The sequence below is a fragment of the Gemmata sp. genome (genome assembly GCF_051859125.1).
Taxonomy (GTDB): domain Bacteria; phylum Planctomycetota; class Planctomycetia; order Gemmatales; family Gemmataceae; genus Gemmata.
Genome location: NZ_JBHYGG010000303.1, coordinates 15791 through 33770, shown reverse-complemented (window position 1 = coordinate 33770; position 17980 = coordinate 15791). Strand labels below are relative to the sequence as shown.

Annotated in this window: 15 protein-coding genes; 6 read left to right on the top strand and 9 right to left on the bottom strand. The window is 69.8% G+C overall.

Features of this window, described 5'->3' with window-relative positions; translation table 11 throughout:
• Positions 1-197: 197 nt before the first annotated feature.
• Positions 198-473 carry a hypothetical protein gene (locus ACTIGN_RS32700; RefSeq protein WP_439631896.1) on the top strand — a complete coding sequence of 92 codons (276 nt, stop codon included), beginning with the start codon at positions 198-200 and terminating at the stop codon, positions 471-473.
• Here the strand turns inward: ACTIGN_RS32700 and ACTIGN_RS32695 are convergent.
• The gene (locus ACTIGN_RS32695) at positions 383-1390 is read right to left on the bottom strand and encodes a hypothetical protein (RefSeq protein WP_439631894.1); all 1008 of its coding nucleotides are present in this window, start codon (positions 1388-1390) and stop codon (positions 383-385) included. The genes ACTIGN_RS32700 and ACTIGN_RS32695 overlap by 91 nt on opposite strands.
• Before the next feature lie 127 nt (positions 1391-1517).
• Between ACTIGN_RS32695 and ACTIGN_RS32690 the strand changes: the two genes are divergently transcribed.
• Positions 1518-2768 carry an LL-diaminopimelate aminotransferase gene (locus ACTIGN_RS32690; protein WP_439631892.1) on the top strand — a complete coding sequence of 417 codons (1251 nt, stop codon included), beginning with the start codon at positions 1518-1520 and terminating at the stop codon, positions 2766-2768.
• Here ACTIGN_RS32690 and ACTIGN_RS32685 read toward each other — a convergent pair.
• A complete protein-coding gene (locus ACTIGN_RS32685) occupies positions 2743-5505 on the bottom strand; it encodes a protein kinase domain-containing protein (protein WP_439631890.1) in 2763 nt (920 codons plus the stop codon). The two genes, ACTIGN_RS32690 and ACTIGN_RS32685, sit on opposite strands and share 26 nt — an antisense overlap.
• A gap of 327 nt (positions 5506-5832) precedes the next feature.
• Here ACTIGN_RS32685 and fdhD point away from each other — a divergent pair, with 327 nt between their 5' ends.
• The 4 genes from fdhD (at position 5833) to ACTIGN_RS32665 (ending at position 10719) form a co-directional block, all read left to right on the top strand.
• A complete protein-coding gene (gene fdhD, locus ACTIGN_RS32680; RefSeq protein ID WP_439631888.1) occupies positions 5833-6702 on the top strand; it encodes a formate dehydrogenase accessory sulfurtransferase FdhD in 870 nt (289 codons plus the stop codon).
• A gap of 112 nt (positions 6703-6814) precedes the next feature.
• Positions 6815-9106 (top strand): FdhF/YdeP family oxidoreductase, encoded by a 2292-nt coding sequence (locus tag ACTIGN_RS32675; protein WP_439631886.1) that lies wholly within the window; start codon positions 6815-6817, stop codon positions 9104-9106.
• 36 nt (positions 9107-9142) lie between these two features.
• The gene (locus ACTIGN_RS32670; RefSeq protein ID WP_439631884.1) at positions 9143-10156 is read left to right on the top strand and encodes an ATP-binding protein; all 1014 of its coding nucleotides are present in this window, start codon (positions 9143-9145) and stop codon (positions 10154-10156) included.
• A 47-nt stretch (positions 10157-10203) separates the two neighbouring features.
• The gene (locus tag ACTIGN_RS32665; protein ID WP_439631882.1) at positions 10204-10719 is read left to right on the top strand and encodes a hypothetical protein; all 516 of its coding nucleotides are present in this window, start codon (positions 10204-10206) and stop codon (positions 10717-10719) included.
• On the opposite strand, the gene ACTIGN_RS32660 is transcribed toward ACTIGN_RS32665, so the two are convergent.
• From ACTIGN_RS32660 to ACTIGN_RS32630, 7 genes are all read right to left on the bottom strand, one after another.
• Positions 10708-11715 carry a dual specificity protein phosphatase family protein gene (locus tag ACTIGN_RS32660; protein ID WP_439631880.1) on the bottom strand — a complete coding sequence of 336 codons (1008 nt, stop codon included), beginning with the start codon at positions 11713-11715 and terminating at the stop codon, positions 10708-10710. The genes ACTIGN_RS32665 and ACTIGN_RS32660 overlap by 12 nt on opposite strands.
• 218 nt (positions 11716-11933) lie before the next feature.
• A complete protein-coding gene (locus tag ACTIGN_RS32655) occupies positions 11934-12929 on the bottom strand; it encodes a DUF1559 domain-containing protein (RefSeq protein ID WP_439631878.1) in 996 nt (331 codons plus the stop codon).
• A 50-nt stretch (positions 12930-12979) separates the two neighbouring features.
• Positions 12980-13351, bottom strand: coding sequence for a hypothetical protein (locus ACTIGN_RS32650; protein ID WP_439631877.1), 372 nt, complete (start codon positions 13349-13351; stop codon positions 12980-12982).
• 261 nt (positions 13352-13612) lie between these two features.
• Positions 13613-14593 (bottom strand): DUF1559 domain-containing protein, encoded by a 981-nt coding sequence (locus ACTIGN_RS32645; RefSeq protein WP_439631875.1) that lies wholly within the window; start codon positions 14591-14593, stop codon positions 13613-13615.
• A 218-nt stretch (positions 14594-14811) separates the two neighbouring features.
• Positions 14812-15855, bottom strand: coding sequence for a DUF1559 domain-containing protein (locus ACTIGN_RS32640; protein WP_439631873.1), 1044 nt, complete (start codon positions 15853-15855; stop codon positions 14812-14814).
• 454 nt (positions 15856-16309) lie between these two features.
• A complete protein-coding gene (locus tag ACTIGN_RS32635; protein WP_439631871.1) occupies positions 16310-16894 on the bottom strand; it encodes a helix-turn-helix transcriptional regulator in 585 nt (194 codons plus the stop codon).
• 296 nt (positions 16895-17190) lie between these two features.
• Positions 17191-17901 carry a hypothetical protein gene (locus ACTIGN_RS32630; protein ID WP_439631869.1) on the bottom strand — a complete coding sequence of 237 codons (711 nt, stop codon included), beginning with the start codon at positions 17899-17901 and terminating at the stop codon, positions 17191-17193.
• Between the last annotated feature and the right edge of the window lie 79 nt (positions 17902-17980).

Below are 17980 nucleotides of genomic sequence, written 5' to 3'. Positions count from 1 at the left end.
GGTGAGGCACACCCCCTCGCTGGCGCTCAGGGTTCGCCCCGATGTGTTGACGACTTCACTGAATTCCCGCCGCTCATTTGCCGACGCACCGGCCATTTCTCAACTCGCGTTCCGGTCGCGCAAGGCGGCCGGTGACCAGCGTTCCGACAGCGAGCCCGGCGGGGGAATCGCCGGGCTCGCCAAAGGACGAGGTTCGCATGATTACCCAGCCCACCAACCACCCCGGCCGCGTCACCGTGATCGCCCCGGACGGTACGGAAACCGTCAAGGCGGCCGACGGCATGCCGGACTGGCTCAAATTCGCCCGCGGCCGCGACGGGGGCACCGTGCCCGTCGTGCTCATCGCCCAGGTCCGCAGCGGCGTCGGGTTCACGTTCCACAGCTACGGGCCAGACGGGCGACTCGTCGCCGTCACCGCGTCGCTCGGCAACCTGCCGGTCGCGCCGCCCGACCGCGTCTCCGGCTGGTTCTGAGCCGGGGCGGGCGGCGCTCCCGCGACCCGCTCGCGGAGCGCCCCCGCGTCCTTCTCGAGTTCACCGATCTCTTCTTCCAGCTCCGCGATCTTCTCGCGGACCCGCGCCAGCCGCCGCTCCGGCGTCTGGCCCAGCACCCGTGCGACGACGTTCAGCAGGAGCAGCGCGTGCCACCCCTCGGTGGCGACGCCCCGCAGCCGGTACAGCCGCTCCATGCGGGCCAACTGCTCGGGGCTCAGCGCCTGGCCGGCCCGCAGCAGCCGCGCGAGCGGGGCCGCGTGCCACTTCGACAGTGCGAACTCCATCACCGGCAGCGCCACGATCGCGAGGTCCAGCCAGTTCTCCTTCGCGAACCGCAGCGGCTTCGGGTGCGCCGACGCCTTCAGCACGAACTCGGCCGCGAACGCCACCCAGATCACCGCGACGCTCGCGTCGAGCGCGACCGCCAGCCACGGCGTCGCCCGCACCTCGTCGGCCCGCAGGTACTCCAGCCCCAGCACCGGGAGGATCATGAGGGCGGCCAGCACCATCGGCCCCGCGAAGGCGTGCTCCAGCCGCTCGCAGAGTTCCTTCCCCGGCTCGTGCCAGCCGATCCGCGGCACCCAGATGAGCCCCGTCCGCGGGTCCGGCTGCGCCATGCGCCACGGCGGCGCCACGCACACGATCAGCGCCCGCCACAGTACCGGGCGCAGCGGCTTCGTGCGGTCGCGGCACAAGACGCCCCACGCGGCCTCCAGGACGAACACCGGCCACACCGCGAGGACCGCGGTCGTGAGAACGTGCCGCTCGGCGGGCGTGACGCTGCCGCTAGTGCCGCGGTGGATCAGGCCGGCCGCGAGCACGAGGAACGCGAACCCGAGCAGGAACATCGCTCCGGCGCGGAGCGCGGCGAGGGCGGTCGGCGGGGCGGGGGTCATGCGGCTACCGGGGGCGGGGGCGGGGCAGGCGCCATCGTATGTGATCGCGGCCGCGAACTCGCCGCAAATCCACCCCCTCCCGTACAACATCCGCTGTCACTCGACCCCCGCACTCGGAGTTCACTTAATGGCCGCACCGTCCGCCCCCGCTGCCGACCCGTGGTTCCAGACCCTGTTCGCCGACCGCATCGGCGGGGCCAACTACGGCAAGGGGACCGACATCTACAAGTTCGAGAAGATCAAGCGGGCCAAGCGGAAGGCGCTCGCCGACCACCCGGAGCGGCAGCTCCTCGACTTCGGCATCGGCGAGAACGACGACATGGCCGACGCGTCGGTCCGCGACGCACTCGCCCACGAGGCCAACAAGGTCGAGAACCGCGGGTACGCCGACAACGGCATCCAGAACTACAAGGACGCGGCCGCCGGGTTCATGCAGCACCAGTTCGGCGTCACGCTCGACCCGGTCACGGAAGTGTGCCACTGCATCGGCAGCAAGCCGGCCTACGCGATGCTCCCGGCGTGCTTCATCAACCCCGGCGACGTGACCCTCATGACCGTCCCGGGCTACCCGGTCGCCGGCACCTGGACCCGGTACCTCGGCGGCGAGGTCGTGCGGCTCCCGCTCAGGGCCGAGAACGGGTTCTTCCCGGACCTCGACGGCATCCCGGCCGAGACGAAGAAGCGGGCCAAGCTGCTCGTCATCAACTACCCGAACTCGCCCACGGGCGCGGTCGCGACGCGGGACTTCTACAAGCGCGTCATCGAGTTCGCGCACAAGAACCAGGTCGTGGTCGTGCAGGACGCGGCGCACATCCTCCTGAGCTACGCCGCCGAGCCGCTGAGCTTCCTGCAAGTGGACGGGGCGAAGGAGGTCGGCGTCGAGGTCCACTCGATGTCGAAGGGGTTCAACATGATCGGGTGGCGGCTCGGGTTCGTGTGCGGGCACCCGAAGATCGTGCAGGCCTACGCCGACGTGAAGGACAACAGCGACAGCGGGCAGTTCATGGCGGTCCAGCACGCCGCGGCCCGAGCGCTGCGGACCCCGGCGATCCCGGCCGCGATCCGGGCGAAGTACCAGCGGCGGCTGGAGAAGCTGGTCGCGGCGCTGAAGCAGGCCGGGTTCACGTGCGAGGTGCCGGGCGGGACGTACTTCCTGTACACGGCGGCCCCGAAGGCGGCCGGCGACCGCACGTTTGGGAACGCCGAAGAGGCCTCGCAGTACCTGATCCACGACCAGAGCGTGTGCTGCGTGCCGTGGGACGACGCCGGGGCGTACCTGCGGTTCTCGGTCACGTACATCGCCACCACCGAGGCCGAGGAGGACGCGCTGATGGCCGAGACCGTCGCCCGCCTCAAGGGGATGAAGCTGTCGTTTTGACCGGCGGGGCGGCGAGCGCCTCGCGGGCCTTGGCGAGCACCGCCTCGAACGCCGGGTCGCCGCTGAGCTTCTCGAAGGCCCGCGCGAGCCGCACGTCGTCCGGGTGCCGGTCGCTGTACCCCAGCTCGAACGCGGTGCGGAGCGTGTCGGTCGCCCGCTTCCGCCGCGACTCGCTGGTGTCGGTGGACGTGGTCAACTCGGCCGACAGCGCGTAGGCCGCGGCCAACTTGAACGCCAGGGCCGCGTTGCCCGGGTCCCCCTCGAACAGCTTCTCCAGGGCCAGTCGGCCCTCGGCCAACTCGCGGCGGGCGGCCAGCATCTGGTCCTTGTTGGCCGCCTGGAACCGGGCCACGTACTGCGCCCGGAGGAGCTGCGTCTCGGCGATCGTCCCCCGCGCGGCGGAGCTGTACCCGCCCTTCTCCTCGGACACGTCCCTCGGCACCTCGCGGGCCAGGTCGAGCAACTCGGGCACGCCGTCGCCCTCGCCCAGGGTGATCTTCAGGTCGGCGACCGCGTTGGCGCTGCTGCACACGTCGCGGCGGAACTCGGTGACGTTCGGGTTCTCGGCCGCCACCTTCTTGCGGGACTCGAGCGCGAGCTCGGAGAAGTACTTCGCGGTGCCCAGGGCGCGGGACCGGGTCTGGATGCTGGCGCAGTTCCCCCACCCGCGGGAGAACTGCGACTGGGCCTTGCTCAGCTCCCGCTGGTACTGGTCGGACTGCCGCCCGACCCGCTTCATGATCTCGACCACGGCCTCGCGGACCCGGTGGGCGTTCCAGTACGCGGCGTCGGCGTCGGTGAGCCGGCGGGCGTTGAGGAGCACGTCGCCGAGGAACCCGTACCCCAGGGCCAGGCCGCGGAGGTTCTCGACCACGTCGCGGAACTTCTCGGCGTCGGCCCGCTCGAGGGCCGCGAGCCGGGCCGGGAGCGCGGCCAGGGCCGCGGGGGTCGGGGCCGCGTCGCCGCCGAGGTTCCGGGCCAGCGCGTCGCGGTGGAACGCGATGGCCCGCTCGTACGCCGCGGCCGAGTGGTCGCGGCTGCGGGGGTCGCGGTCGGCGAGTTCGCCCCGCAGGTGCCACGCCTCGCCGAGCAGCCGGGCCTCCCTCGCGGTGGCCGGGGCCGGGCCGAGCAGCGCCCCGACCGTGTCGCACGCGGCCGCCGCCTCGTCGTACCGGCCCAGCTCGAACGCGAGCCGCCCGAGCCGCCACTCGGCCTCGGCCCGGTTGGCCCGCGCCCCGGGCGCGTCGGCCGGCCCCGACCGGTACAGGTCGCGGGCCTCGGAGTAGGCGTCCCACGCCTTGTCCTTGCTCCCGGTCTCGTGGATCAGCTTGCCGACCTCGACCCACGACGTGGCGAGCCGGGTCTTGTCGTACCCGGGCTCGGCCTTGAGCTGGTCGTTGAGGGTCTTGTAGTACGCGAACAGCTTCCCCTTGAGCGGGTCGAGTTCCTTGGTGTTGCGGAGCTCCCCGCTCACGATCATGTTGCGGATGCCGTCGAGGGCCAGCAGCGCGTCGTCGCTCCGCTTGTTGAGCCGGGCCTCGTTCTCCCGCTGCACCCGGGCGAGCCGCTCCTGGTCGGCCTGCTTCTGGGCGGCGCGGTCGTGCTCGTACTCGCGCTGCTGCCGCTCGGCCCGGGCCTCGAGCGACTGCGTCTGGTAGTAGAACCCGCCGACGGTGAGGGCCGCGGCCGCGAGCACGGTGACCGCGACGGTCGCGGCCTGCCACGGCCGCCGCCGGACCTGCCGCCACGCCTTCTCCCACGACGCCGCGGACCGGGCCACGATGGTCTCGCCGTTGAGCCAGTGCCGCAGGTCGTCGGCCAGGTCGCCCGCGGTCGCGTACCGCTGGCCCGGGGTCTTCCGCAGGCACTTCAGGCAGACGGTCGCGAGGTCGCGGTGGAGCCGGGGGACCAGTTGCGTCGGCGACGGGGGCTCGGCCCACCGGACCATCTCCAGCGTCTCGACGAGGTTCGCGCCGCGGAACGGCGGGCGGCCGGTGAGCATCTCGTACAGGATCGCCCCGAGCCCGTACACGTCCACCGCCGGCCCAAGTTCCTTGACCTTCCCCTCCGCCTGCTCGGGGGCCATGTAGCTCGGCGTCCCCATGACCGCCCCGGACGGCGTCATGCCGGACGACACCTCGAGCTGCTTGGCGAGCCCGAAGTCGGTGAGCTTCAGCACCCCGCCCTTGCCGCGGAGCACGTTGGCCGGCTTCAGGTCGCGGTGGATGACGCCCTTCTCGTGGGCGAAGTGGACGGCCCGGGCCAGCACCTCGGCCATCTCGGCGGCGCGGCGGGGCTCGACGGGCTGGCCCTTCAGCTCGCGGTCGAGGCTCCCGCCCTCGGCGAACTCCAGCGCGATGTACGGGCGGCCGTCGGGGGTGGTGTCGATCGCGAAGATCTGGACGATGTTCGGGTGGCTCAGGAGCGCGATCATCTCCGCTTCGCCGCGGAACCGGCTCGACTCGAACGGGTCGGTGTTCCGCAGCACCTTCACCGCGACGTGCCGGCCCAGGTTCCGGTCGATCGCCTTGTACACGCGGCCCATGCCGCCCTCGCCGATCTCGCTGACGACCACGTACTCGCCGAACGACAGGACCGTGCTGGCCGCCGAGTCGCTGTCCCCGCCGATGTCGGGCGCGGACGAGGGGCCGGCGATGGTCCAGCCCACGGTGGGGGCCGCGGCCTCCGCTTCCGGGTCGGGGGGGAGCCGGGAGAAGGTCACGGTCGGCCGGGACATGCCAGTGGTCGGTAGAGACGTATCCACAATTCCACCCGCTCACGTGAAAGTGCCCGGTTGGGCGAACCGGGTCGCTACCCAGGAATGCGAAAAGCCCTCGCCGTTTGACGCGCGACGCGAGATAATTCCCTTCCGCGGAGCGCAACTGATCGGGCGGGGCGGCATTCGGGTCGCGATTCACCCACCGATCATACGCGATGGTCCCGTCCCTTCGGACAGGATCGGCCGATTTTTTTCACCCCGGGGCCGAATCCGCCGGCGCGACGCAGACGCCCCCTCGGGGGGACCGCACGGCCGGCACGAACCGCTCGCTCGTTCGAGGCGCCAATGGCGGCCGAACTCCCCCTGTTGCTCCCGTCGGACGCCGCCCGCAACCGCGAGGGGGTCGCCCGGGTGACCGTCGCCGCCGTGGACCGCGGGGCGCGAGCCGACCCGCACGAGGACTGGGTCGCCGTCGAGGAGCCGCTCGAAATCGTGATCGAGTTCGGCCCCGCCGACGCCCGCACCCGCCGCACCGCGTCGCTCACAATGCGGACGCCCGGAAACGACGCCGAACTCGCCGCCGGGTTCCTGCTCGCCGAGGGCGTCGTTAGCGGCCCCGGCGACATCCAGCTCGTCACCCCGTGCGGGCACCCGAACGCGGTGCGCGTCGAACTGCGGCCGGCCGTGCCGGTTGTGCTTTCGGGCCTCGAACGTCATTTTACGACTTCGTCCAGTTGCGGGGTGTGCGGGAAGACGTCGCTCGACTCGCTCGCGGCCCGCGCGACGCCGCTCCCCGGCGCCGATCAACCGTGGCTCGCGGCCGAGATCGTTCACCGCCTGCCGGCGATTCTCCGCGAGTCGCAGCCGACGTTCGACCGCACCGGCGGCCTGCACGCCGCGGCGCTGTTCGACGCCGCGGGGGGCCTGCTCCTTGTGCGGGAGGACGTGGGGCGGCACAATGCGGTGGACAAGCTGGTCGGTGCGGAACTCATGGCGGGCCGGTTGCCGCTCGACCGCCGGGTGCTCCTGGTGAGCGGCCGCGCGAGCTTCGAGCTGGCGCAGAAGGCGGTCGCGGCCGGCGTGTCGGTGCTGGCCGCCGTGGGCGCGCCGTCGAGCCTAGCGGTGGACCTCGCGACCCGCTTCGGGCTTACGCTCCTCGGGTTCGTCCGCGACCACCGGTTCAACGTGTACGCCCACGGCGGCCGGCTCGTTTAGCGGCGGACCGGTGGGGCAGGCATTCTTGCCTGCCTCCGAGCGCCACTGGCGGCAGGCAAGAATGCCTGCCCCACCAGACACAGAAACGACACCACGACCCGGGCCTTCTCACATGACCACCCACGACGGCACCTGCCCCCCGGAGCCCGACACGCTGAGCGTCGGGCACCCGAAGACCGCCGCGGCCGGGTTCACCGCGGTCGTCAAGTCGATGGCGCACGTCTGGGGCGAGGCCGGGTTCTTCCGCGGCACCCGGGCGCTGATGCTCCTCAACCAGTCGAGCGGGTACGACTGCCCGAGCTGCGCGTGGCCCGACCCGGACGACGTGCGGTCGCGGACCGAGTTCTGCGAGAACGGCGCGAAGGCGATCGCGTGGGAGGCCGACACGCGGAAGATCGGCCGCGAGTTCTTCGCGCAGTGGAGCGTTGCGGACCTCGCGCAGCAGACCGACTACTGGCACGGGCAGCAGGGCCGACTCGTGGAGCCGCTCGTGCTGCGGCCCGGCGGGACGCACTACGAGCCGATCGCCTGGGACGCCGCCTTCACGCTCATGGCCGGCGAACTGAACGCGCTCGCGAGCCCCGACGAGGCGCTGTTCTACACCTCGGGCCGCGCGTCGAATGAGGCCGCGTTCCTGTACCAACTGTTCGTGCGCCAGTTCGGCACGAACAACCTGCCCGACTGCTCGAACATGTGCCACGAGTCGAGCGGCTCGGCCCTCGGGCCGACCGTCGGCATCGGCAAGGGCACGGTGAAGCTCGACGACTTCGAGAAGGCGCAGCTCATCCTCGTCATCGGCCAGAACCCGGGCACCAATCACCCGCGGATGCTCACGGCGCTCCAGAAGGCGAAGCGGGCGGGCGCGAAGATCGTCGCCGTGAACCCGCTCCCCGAGGCGGGGCTCCTCGCGTTCCGCAACCCACAGGAGGTCGGCGGGATGCTCGGGTTCGGCACCCCCCTGACCGACACCTACCTCCGCGTGAGGGTCGGCGGCGACGCGGCGCTGTTGCAAGGGCTGATGAAGGCGGTGTTCGCGCTCGACGTCGAGAAGCCCGGCACCGCGATCGACCGGGCGTTCGTCGCCGAGTACACCGAAGGGTTCCACGACCTGCGCGCCGCGACCGAGGCCGTGCCGTGGGACTTCGTCGTCGAGCAGTCGGGCGTTTCGCGCGAGCAGATCGAGGACGTCGCGAAGCAGATGGCCGCGTCGGAGCGCATCATCGCGTGCTGGGCGATGGGGGTGACGCAGACGCCGAACGCCGTCGGCACGATCCGCGACCTCGTGAACCTGATGCTGCTCCGCGGCGCGATCGGGAAGCCGGGTGCGGGGCTGTGCCCGGTCCGCGGGCACTCGAACGTGCAGGGCGACCGCACGATGGGGATCTACGAGAAGCCGTCGGCTCAGTTCCTCGACGCGCTCGGCAAGGAGTTCGCGTTCGACCCGCCGCGGCTCCCGGGGCACGACACGGTCGACGGCATCCGGGCCATGCGCGACGGCACGGCGAAGGTGTTCGTCGCGCTCGGCGGCAACTTCCTCTCGGCGACGCCGGACACCGCCGCCACCGCCGCGGCGCTCCGCAACTGCCGGCTCACGGCGCACGTCTCGATCAAGCTGAACCGCTCGCACCTCGTGCCGGGCCGCACGGCGCTGATCCTCCCGTGCCTCGGCCGCACCGAGACCGACCGGCAGGCCGGCGGGGTGCAGTTCGTGACCACCGAGAACTCGATGGGCGTGGTGCAGAAGTCGCAGGGGAAGCTGACCCCCGCGTCGCCGCACCTGCTGAGCGAGCCGGCGATCGTCGCACGCATGGCGGCCGCGACGCTCGGCAAGCGCAGCACGATCGATTGGTTGAACCTCGTGGCCGACTACGACCGCATCCGCGAGCGCATCGAGCGGGTGATCCCCGGGTTCACGAACTACAACCAGCGGGTGCGGCGGCCGGGCGGGTTCTACCTGCCCAACGGCCCCCGCGACCGCCGCTTCACGACACCGAACGGCCGGGCGAACTTCACCGTGAACCCGGCCGCGGCGAACCGGCTCGAACCGGGCCAGTTGGTGATGATGACGATCCGCACGCACGACCAGTTCAACACGACGGTGTACGGCCTCGACGACCGCTACCGCGGCATCTCGCAGGGCCGCCGCGTGGTGCTGCTCAACGCCGACGATGTCCGCGAGCGCGGGTTGAAGGCCGGCGACGCGGTGGACCTCGTGAGCCACTTCCGCGGCGAGACCCGCACGGCCCCGCGGTTCGTGGTCATCGAGTACGACATCCCGCGGGGCTCGGCCGCGACGTACTTCCCCGAGGCGAACGTGCTGGTCCCGCTCGACAGCGTCGCCGCGGTGAGCAACACCCCGACGTCGAAGTACGTTGTCATCACGCTGCAGCGTGCGGCAACGTGAGCGAGCGGCACGCACTCCACCTCGGAAGGAACCGCCATGTCGTGGGATCGCGTCCGCGGGCACGCCGACGTTCAGCAGTCGTTCCGCGGCGCGTTCGCGGCCGGCCGGTTCGGGCAGAGCTTCCTGTTGGTCGGCCCCGACGGCGTCGGCAAGCGGCTGTTCGCCCGCGAACTCGCCAAGGCGCTGCTGTGCGAGCGGCCCCCGGCCCCGCTGACCGCGTGCGACGCGTGCCCGGGGTGCGCGCAGGTCGGGGCCGAGACGCACCCGGACTACCACACGCTCCGCACCCCCGCCGGGAAGCAGGAACTCCCCGTCGACGAGATGCGGGCGTTCTGCGCCAAGCTCGCCCGCAAGCCGTCGCGGGGCAACCGCACCGTCGGCGTGGTGATCGACGCCGACGACTTCAATAACGAGTCCGCGAACAGCTTCCTCAAGACGCTCGAAGAGCCGCCGCCCGGGGCGGTGCTGATCCTCATCGCGACCGGGCTCGACCGCCAGTTGCCGACGATCCTCTCGCGGTGCCAGGTGGTGCGGTTCCAACCGCTGAGCGCCGCGGACGTCGCCAAGGTGCTCGAATCCGAGGGGGTCACCGACCCGGCCCGGCGCGAGCGGCTCGCGCGGCTCGCGGGCGGGAGCGTCGCGCGTGCGGTCGCGCTCGATGATGATGCGATCTGGCAGGTCCGCGAGACGCTGATCGCCGGGGTCACCTCGCAGCGGCCGAACTTCGCGAGGCTCGCCGAGACGTGGCAGAAGTTCGTCGAGGACGCGGGCGACGACTCGGCCGCGAAGCGCACGCGGGCGTCGGTGGTGATCGGGTTCTTGGTGGACGCGCTGCGGCAGGCGCTGCGGCTCGCGCTCGGGTCGGAGGTCACCGGCCTCGACTCGGCCGACGAGCCGCGCCTGCGGGCGCTCGCCGAGCGGCATGGCCCGGACCGCTTGCTGGAGTTGATCGAGAAGTGCGTCGAGGCCGACTACCGCGTCGAGCGCCGCGTGCAACTCATCCTGGTCATCGAGTCGGTGCTGGAGCAGGTGACGCGGGTGCCGAAGTAGTCGGGCACGCCGCCTTCGTTCCGGTGCGAGAACTGCGGGACGCAACCATGATCGTCGTGAAGGTCGGCGGGAGCCTGTACGACCACCCGCTACTGGGGCCGGGTTTCAAATCCTATCTCGATTCGCTCGCGCCGGCCGAGGTGTGGCTCGTCCCCGGCGGCGGCGACATCGTCGAAGCGATCCGCAAGCTCGACGCGGCCCACGCGCTCGGCGACGACGCTTGCCACGCGCTCGCGGTCCGCGGGATGGAACTGGCCGGCGAGTTCCTGCACGAGTTGATCGGCTTCGGCTCCGACCGAGTGAGCTTTCCGGCGCTCGACCGCTGCGCCGTGCCGCACTCGTGGGACGTCACGTCCGACAGCATCGCGGCCCGCATCGCGCGCGACTACTCGGCCGAGCGACTCGTGCTGCTGAAGTCGATTGACGCGCCGGCCGGGACGCCGTGGGCCGCCGCCGCGGACCGCGGGTGGGTGGACCGGTACTTCCCGACGGTGATCGCGGGGGCGGCGTTCCCGGTCGAGGTGGTGAACTTCCGCCGCGTGCTCGACGCACTACACGAATGACTCGACGTCCGGCTTGAACTCGCGGCACGCGGCGAGCAGGTCGGGCACCGGGCGCTTCTCGAGGATCTGCGGGCGCGGCCACGCGCCGGGGCGGCGCTTGCGGATGTACCACATCGCGCCGGCGAAGTCCCAGTCGCGGTCGAGCATCAGCGCCAGCGCCACCACGAGCACCGACCGCGACTTCCCGTCGGTGCAGGACACGAACACCTCGTGCCCGGCCTGCCGCCACGCCCGCACATACCACACGGCCTCGGCCAGCACGTCGGACCGCACCGGGCTCGTCTCGGCGAGGGCGAGCTCCACCGCCTCGACCTCCTCGGGGAGCCGCATCCCGAACCCGCTGATCTCGCCGCCCGCCACGTTGAGCAGCCGCGTGAACCCGGTGCGGTCCAGTTCCGCCGGCTGGAGCGGCGCGCTGCCGCACCCCAGCCCGGTCTCGATCAGGCTCCAGGTCTTCGCGGCGTGCGGCGGCCCGCGGTCCTCGTCGGCCAGCCGCAGGTCCTCGGCCTCCATTCGGGCGCGCCGCAGCTCCGCCTCGTCGCCCGCGAGGTACCGCCGGACCGACTGGACGACCGCGTCGCGGGTCGGCCCGTCCACGAGCTTCGGGTGGGGCTGGACCTGCGGCCGCACGGCCCTCATGCGGGCGACCGCGTCGTCCCAGGAGACGCCGTCGCGGCCCATCCAGTACAGGGCCACAAGCGTCGCGCTGCGCGACTGCCCCTGCTGGCAGTGGACGAGGGTCCAAAGGTTCCGGCGCTGGAAGTGCGCGAGTTCGAGCGCGGCCCGGCGGAGGAACGCGACAGGGGCCGGGATGCCGTCCTCGATGGGCTGCTGCAGGACCTTGATGAGGGGCGGGAGGCCCGCGAGGTACGGCGGGTGGTTCGTGTCCCAGATGTTGACGACCGCCTCGAACCCGACGGAGAGGATCTCCCGGGCCGCTTGCGGCGTCCCCGACAGGGCGAGCCCCACCTCTAGTGTGTCGAAGTCGAAGGCCATACTCGCCCGACCGTCCTGGGGTCCGCCGGCACGCGGGACACCATACCTTTAGCACACGCTTCCCGGGAGCGCCGGTGGGCGCGGGTCCGGGTCGCGGGCGAGCCACTGTTCCCATGGATATTCGGCCGCCGGAGGTGGGTGCGGGCCGCGTCGAGACGTGTTGGGAACAGAAGCGGCCGGGGCTCGCCCCGGCCGCTCGCCAAGTCTGAATCAGCGCATCATTCGAGGGTGAACGCCTCGCCCTGGGCCATCGTGCCGATCGCGACGCGGGTCGGGCCGGTCACGCTGGTCGTCAGGAACCGCACGCTCCCGTCCAGGAACATCGCGTTCACCCCGCCCGTGTGCCGACTGCTGTACGCGAGCGCCGTGCGGCTCTTGGCCGGGTCGTCGTTCGTCACGTTGTAGTTGAACGGGACGGCCGTCGAGCCCACCGACTGCTGCACGGAGTTATTGTTGTTGGGGCTGCCCATCGCCCACGTGCCGCCGCCGTTGGCCGTGTACCCGTCGAACGACTCCGACACCCGGTACCGCTCCGAGACGCCGAGCGTGTTGCTCGTGCCGTCGGTGATCGACGACATCTTGGTCTCGGTGTTGAACCCGAACGCCCCGTTGAACCGGTACAGGTTCCCCGAGCCGCGGATGTTGAACGAGCCGTTGGCCCCGCTGAGGTTGTCGTCCATGTGGGCCGCCCACTCGCTCCCGCCCCCGTTGACCGAGTCCGGGCCGACGTCGCCGGTCTGGTTGGCGGCGTAGCTGATCGCGTACCGGGCCGCGATCCCCTGGCTGTTGTACGTCGGCTGGTCGGTCGTCGACGGGCACCGGAACATCGACACCTGCGCCTCGGCGAGGGACTGGTAGTTCCCGCCGTCGGTCCAGTTCGGGGTCAGCACGAGCGGGGCGCGGTTGAACAGGGCCCCCTGCTCCATGTACGGCAGGATGAAGTACGACCAGAACGTCACCGGAGACTCCGGCGGGGACTGGTCCGCCAGCCGCGACCGGGCGTATCCCGGGGGGAACTTCTGGAGCGTGTCGTGGTGCGCGTGCAGCGCGATGCCGATCTGCTTCAGGTTGTTCTGGCACTTCATGCGGCTGGCCGCCTCGCGGACCTTCTGGACCGCCGGGAGCAGGAGCCCGATGAGGATAGCAATGATGGCGATGACGACCAACAACTCGATGAGCGTGAACCCAAACTTCGGACGGGATCTGTTTACCACGGCGAAACCTCGCGTATGAGAAATAATCGAGCGGGCGGATGAGGAACCCGCTACTTCCGGAGGGGCTTGAGGGGGACGTCAATGACGTTGTCCCCTGCTTTCACGTCGTGCTCGGTCGGGGTCAGGTCGTACTTGTACTCGTGCCCGGGCCGGACGGGGTACGGGAGGTCGGACGGGCTGACGATCACCCGGTGCTTGCCGACCGACTTCAACTCGAGCGAATAACTTCCGTCCGGCCCGAGGGGCACCGCGGCGCTCGGCCCGGTGTTATCGGCCCCCTGCCCCAACGGGCTGAACTGGATGGTGCCCGGCACCGGGTTGCCGTCGGCAGTCACCTTGCCGGTGACCTTCGCGCCCGGCGCACCGCACCCCGCGAGCGCGATCAAAGGGAAAACGAGAACCGAGAAGAATGAGCGACACATGAGTGCGAGCTTTCTGAAATGAGCCCCAGAACAAGCGTGCGCCTGGGGTCGCACCAACGATAATAATATACCACCGCGCGGCGGGTCTCATTCATGAGAAATGGAGCGGCCCTCTGATTCCAGCGATGCCGGAATCAGAGGGCTCGTCGGCCGCTTCGGGTGATGGATGTGAGCGGCGCGCGGCGGGGTAAGTGAACTTTCCTGCCGCCGGTTTCAATCGCCGCAACTCGCGGAGTCGCGGGGGCAGCGGGTGCCCGGTCCTCAGTTATCGGTAGTGGTTTCGCCCCCGGACTTGGTCGCGAGCCCACGGCGGTTGAGGTCGGAGGTCGCGTCGGTCAGGAACTTCACGCTCCCGTCCATCATGGCGAAGTTCGCCCCGCCCGTGTGCCGCGAGCTGAACCCGGTGAATAGCAGCGAGTCGTTCGTCCCGCCCCCGTTGATCGCCACGCCGAGCGAGCCGCCGAACTTCGGGTGCGTGTTCTGCACCGAGGGGCCACCGATCCCCCAGTACCCTCCCGAGGTGAAGCCTGATGAGAACCGACGGTATCGCTCGCCGAGACCAACCGTGTTGCTAGTGCCGTCCGTGATGTCCGTGAGTCGAACTTCCGAACCCTGATTGAACGTGCCATCGAACCGACCGTGGGGCGAGCGCCTTCCGAACGTCCCGAGTCCTCCGTTGCCCCCGTCGTCCATGTGGTTGTGGTTCTCGCCCGAGCCGTTGTACGTTCCGGTCGGCGTCGTCGGGTTGCCAACGCACCCGGACATCACCACCCCGTAGCTCACCGCGGGGCGACCGGTGATTGACACCCCACCCTCGGTCACGTCGTACGTCTCCAGGTCGGTCGTCGACGGGCACCGGTAGGTCGGCACCTTCGCCTGGAGCGCCGTCAGCGCCGTCCCGGACCAGTCCGGCGGGAACGTTTGCGGGATCGTGTTGAAAAGAGGCCCCTGCTCGATGTACGGCAGGATGAAGTACGACCAGTAAGCCGCGGCATGGCCGGCGGTGTCGCCGTAACCTTCACGGGCGCACCCCGGAGGCAACTTCGTGTACACGTCGTGGAAGCCGTGCAGCGCCAGAGCGATCTGCTTGATGTTGTTGGAGCACTTGGCGCGGGCCGCGGCCTCACGCACCTTCTGGACTGCGGGGAGGAGCAGACCGATGAGGATCGCGATGATCGCAATCACCACCAGCAACTCAATGAGCGTGAACGCCGACCTGGGACGCTGAAGAGAGAGCGGCATGAGACACCTCGGGGAGCGAGGACAGACGGATGAAGCGACGGAAAGGGTAGGGTAACCGTGCGAACGAATGAATCGCGGCGCGGCTCTGAAGCTACCGCCGCTCTAATCTCACCTTACACTTGTGCGGTTGCCACGCAAGATGAGCTGCATATGGCGCAAATTCAAGCGACCCCGGACGGTAGGCCGCCCGGGGTCGTGGAATGCAGATGCCGTGCCGGTCAGTTCAGCGGGAAGGTCTCACCGCCGTTACGAGTTCCGGCAGCTCGATACCCGTCAGAGTTGACACCGTTGGTGATGAATCGCACAGAACCGTCTACGAATGCGAAGTTGCCACCACCAGTGTGCTGGCTGCTGAATGCCCGGTCCATCTTCTTGGCAGCACCGCCGTTCGACGTTGCCGTGTCGGTGGCCGTGTCCTGCGAGTTCACGGGGTACGCCGCGTCCATGATCCGAAACGCATTGTGCTGTGCGCCCTGACCCGAGCAACTCGGGTTGCCGCCGGCCCAGATCGGGAACCGGTTGGTCTCAGTGATCGCGTACAGGGTGCTGTTCTTGCTCCCGGTCGCCTCGCCCACCGCGGCGGTGTTGCTGGTACCGTCCGTGACCATCGCCATCGTCACAGGCCAAGTTCGGTCATTGTTATTGGAGTGCAGCAGGATGCCGTTCATGGTCGCGCCAGTCGGGGACGACCAACTGTTGAACACACCAGCGGTAGTGTCGCTGCCCATGTTGCCGAGGTAGTTCGACTTGCCGTACCCGTTGGTCGTGGTCGTGGCCCACGAATCGCTCGGACACATGAACACGCTCAGAACCGCCTTGGCAGCACCCCCACCCGCCGTGGTGTTGACCCGACACGCTGTCGTCGGAACTCCACCCGTGTCGAGGCCGGTGGTGCCGGACGGCAGCGACGGGTGTACGTTCAATCCGCCGCCCGGATTGATGAGCAGGAAGTTGGCCGTGTCGGTTTGTAGGTTGTTATACAGGTTCTGCTGTTCGACGTAGGGGAGGATAGCCGTCCCCCAACCCCAGGCGTTCATGTCGTCCTGTTGCTGGCCGACGGGGAACTTCAGGTACACGTCGTGGTACGCCTGGAGCGCGATGCCGATCTGCTTGAGGTTGTTCGTACACTTGGTGCGGGCCGCAGCCTCGCGGACCTTCTGGACCGCGGGGAGGAGCAGGCCGATGAGGATCGCGATGATCGCGATCACCACCAACAACTCGATCAGCGTGAACGCTTTCCGGGAGAGCGGGCGGAGAGACATAAGGGCACCTCTTAGAGCGGGCGATGGATGGCGCAGCGGCAGAGAAAGAAGCGATTGAGGCCACCACCACGCCCACCAATCTTAGTCCCGCGTTCACGGGACGTTAACACGGAAACAAGGAAATCTCCCTCGTAACAGGTTACTTAGGGGCCAATTCCGCGGTGTGACCTAAATGTTACAATTCGGTGCGAATGAGATGCCGTCTTGGAGGAATCGCCTTCAAATGTGGCTTATCATCTCGCGGGCGCAAAAATGCGAGCTCCGCATGAGTCATTTGGGTGGACGATGGGAGGGGCCGAGCCAGATGGGGAGAGTCGCTGATTCGCACCCACGCGGTCGCAAGTGGTGAGACGAGCCCGACGCACCGATGCCTTCCGCAATGGCCCAGGTGCGCCCCCGTGAGTGGGGGGCTGGGGAAGAACCCGAGTGGTGACGGAACGACGCGGTCGCGGCGTCACGCCTTGCCGCGCTCGGGGCGCTGCGGCTTCACCTTCTCGTACATGAGCCGCACGAGCTGCTCCAGCAGTTCGAGGTACTCGGTGCCGGCGATCTCGCGGACCTGGCAGACGAGCAGCCGGCGGCGCTCGAGCAGGTCCACGCAGTTCTCGACGCCCATCATCTGGAGCGGCCCGCCGGGGGCCTGCATCTCGAGGAGCTCTTGGATCTCCTCGGACCGCAGCGCGGCGGCCCGCTCCCGGTTCCGCTCCAGCCAGTTGACGAGGTCGGGGAGCGAGGCGCGCTCGTAGAGGAGCTTGAGCGCCTCCTCGTCGGCCGGCGGCTTGCCGTGCATCCGCGGGAGGAGCCGCTCCAGGGGGAGGTTGCGCAGCTCGCTGACGGTGACGCCGAGCGCGTCGGCGCACTGGCTCACGGTGGCGTTCCGCAGCCGCCGCTTCGGGCCGCTGTGCAGGATCTGCCGGACCGTGTGCCGGTTCAACTGGGAGATGCGAGCGAAGTCTTCCTGATTCCAGCCGCGCTCCTCCACGAGGCGCGCGATCTTGTTCGCCAGATCGGCACCCGGACCAACCGTGACAGCGTTCATCCGTGTACTCTCTTCCGGGCACCGCCCCCGGTGCCCTGCCCCGTCGCCCCCGAACCGCCCCCCTCGACAATCCTAATGCGGGCAGAATCGGTTGGAAGACCGGAGTGGTGGGTTCCGAGAAAAAGTCGCCCGTTTGAAGGACCGGACCGTCGGGAGGCACCGAAAAAATGACCGCGGGAGGCCGCGAGGAGCAAGAGCGCCGGGTCGGGCGGTCCTCACTTCTCGCGGCCTCCCGCGTGGCGGCGTCCGAGCCGCGACAGGCAGGGGTCCCACCCGGGCGGGTGTCGGAAATCCGGTCAGTACGGGCTGTTCGGGGTCGACAGCTTGATTCCCGAGCTGGGCACGACCGGCAGGGCCGGGAGCGTGACCGGGGCCGGAGCGGCCGCCGGCGGGAGCGGCAGGCTGATGCCCTTCGGCGCGTCCTTCGGGGCGTCCTTGACCTTGGGCATCTCCTTGGGGGCGTCCTTCGTGGCCGGCGGGGTCACGACCGGGCCGGGGGTGGCACAGCCGGCGACCGGGGCGGCCCCGACGGTGCCGCAGGTGTCGCACGCCGGGGCGCACTCCTTCTTCTTGGCGAAGTGGGCCTTGAGCTTGTCGAAGAACCCGATCTTCTTCTTCTCAGCGCACGGGTCGCACGTGTCACAGGCCGGGGCCGGGGCCGCACAGGCGTCGCACGCCGGGGCGCTCTCCTTCTTCTTGGCACAGTGGGCCTTCAGCTTGTCGAAGAACCCGATCTTCTCCTTGGAACAAGCGTCACAGGCCGGGGCCGGGGCGGCGCAGGCGTCGCACGCCGGGGCGCTCTCGGCCTTGCACTTCGGGGCGCACCGGGCCTTGATCCGGTCGAGGAGCTTGGGCTTCGACGCGCACGGGTCGCACGAGGGGGCGGGGGCGGCGCACGCGCACCCGCCGGCCTGGATGATCGCGGGCGGCGCCTCACCCCACCCGGCGGGGACCACGTCGCCGCCCGCACCGAGAGCAGAGGTCAGGACCAGTAGAGCTGCGTTCAAGGTGTTCCTCCTGCCAGAGAGAGTGGGTACCGGCAACCGCCGGGGTTGTTTTCCCGTTACTTCGGATCGACCCCGCGGG

Excerpts from the sequence above, each read along its gene's own strand:
- ACTIGN_RS32700 (WP_439631896.1), top strand. The coding sequence starts at position 198 with ATGATTACCCAGCCCACCAACCACCCCGGCCGCGTCACCGTGATCGCC.
- ACTIGN_RS32695 (WP_439631894.1), bottom strand. The coding sequence starts at position 1,390 with ATGACCCCCGCCCCGCCGACCGCCCTCGCCGCGCTCCGCGCCGGAGCG.
- ACTIGN_RS32690 (WP_439631892.1), top strand. The coding sequence starts at position 1,518 with ATGGCCGCACCGTCCGCCCCCGCTGCCGACCCGTGGTTCCAGACCCTG.
- ACTIGN_RS32685 (WP_439631890.1), bottom strand. The coding sequence starts at position 5,505 with ATGTCCCGGCCGACCGTGACCTTCTCCCGGCTCCCCCCCGACCCGGAA.
- fdhD (WP_439631888.1), top strand. The coding sequence starts at position 5,833 with ATGGCGGCCGAACTCCCCCTGTTGCTCCCGTCGGACGCCGCCCGCAAC.
- ACTIGN_RS32675 (WP_439631886.1), top strand. The coding sequence starts at position 6,815 with ATGACCACCCACGACGGCACCTGCCCCCCGGAGCCCGACACGCTGAGC.
- ACTIGN_RS32670 (WP_439631884.1), top strand. The coding sequence starts at position 9,143 with ATGTCGTGGGATCGCGTCCGCGGGCACGCCGACGTTCAGCAGTCGTTC.
- ACTIGN_RS32665 (WP_439631882.1), top strand. The coding sequence starts at position 10,204 with ATGATCGTCGTGAAGGTCGGCGGGAGCCTGTACGACCACCCGCTACTG.
- ACTIGN_RS32660 (WP_439631880.1), bottom strand. The coding sequence starts at position 11,715 with ATGGCCTTCGACTTCGACACACTAGAGGTGGGGCTCGCCCTGTCGGGG.
- ACTIGN_RS32650 (WP_439631877.1), bottom strand. The coding sequence starts at position 13,351 with ATGTGTCGCTCATTCTTCTCGGTTCTCGTTTTCCCTTTGATCGCGCTC.
- ACTIGN_RS32645 (WP_439631875.1), bottom strand. The coding sequence starts at position 14,593 with ATGCCGCTCTCTCTTCAGCGTCCCAGGTCGGCGTTCACGCTCATTGAG.
- ACTIGN_RS32640 (WP_439631873.1), bottom strand. The coding sequence starts at position 15,855 with ATGTCTCTCCGCCCGCTCTCCCGGAAAGCGTTCACGCTGATCGAGTTG.
- ACTIGN_RS32635 (WP_439631871.1), bottom strand. The coding sequence starts at position 16,894 with ATGAACGCTGTCACGGTTGGTCCGGGTGCCGATCTGGCGAACAAGATC.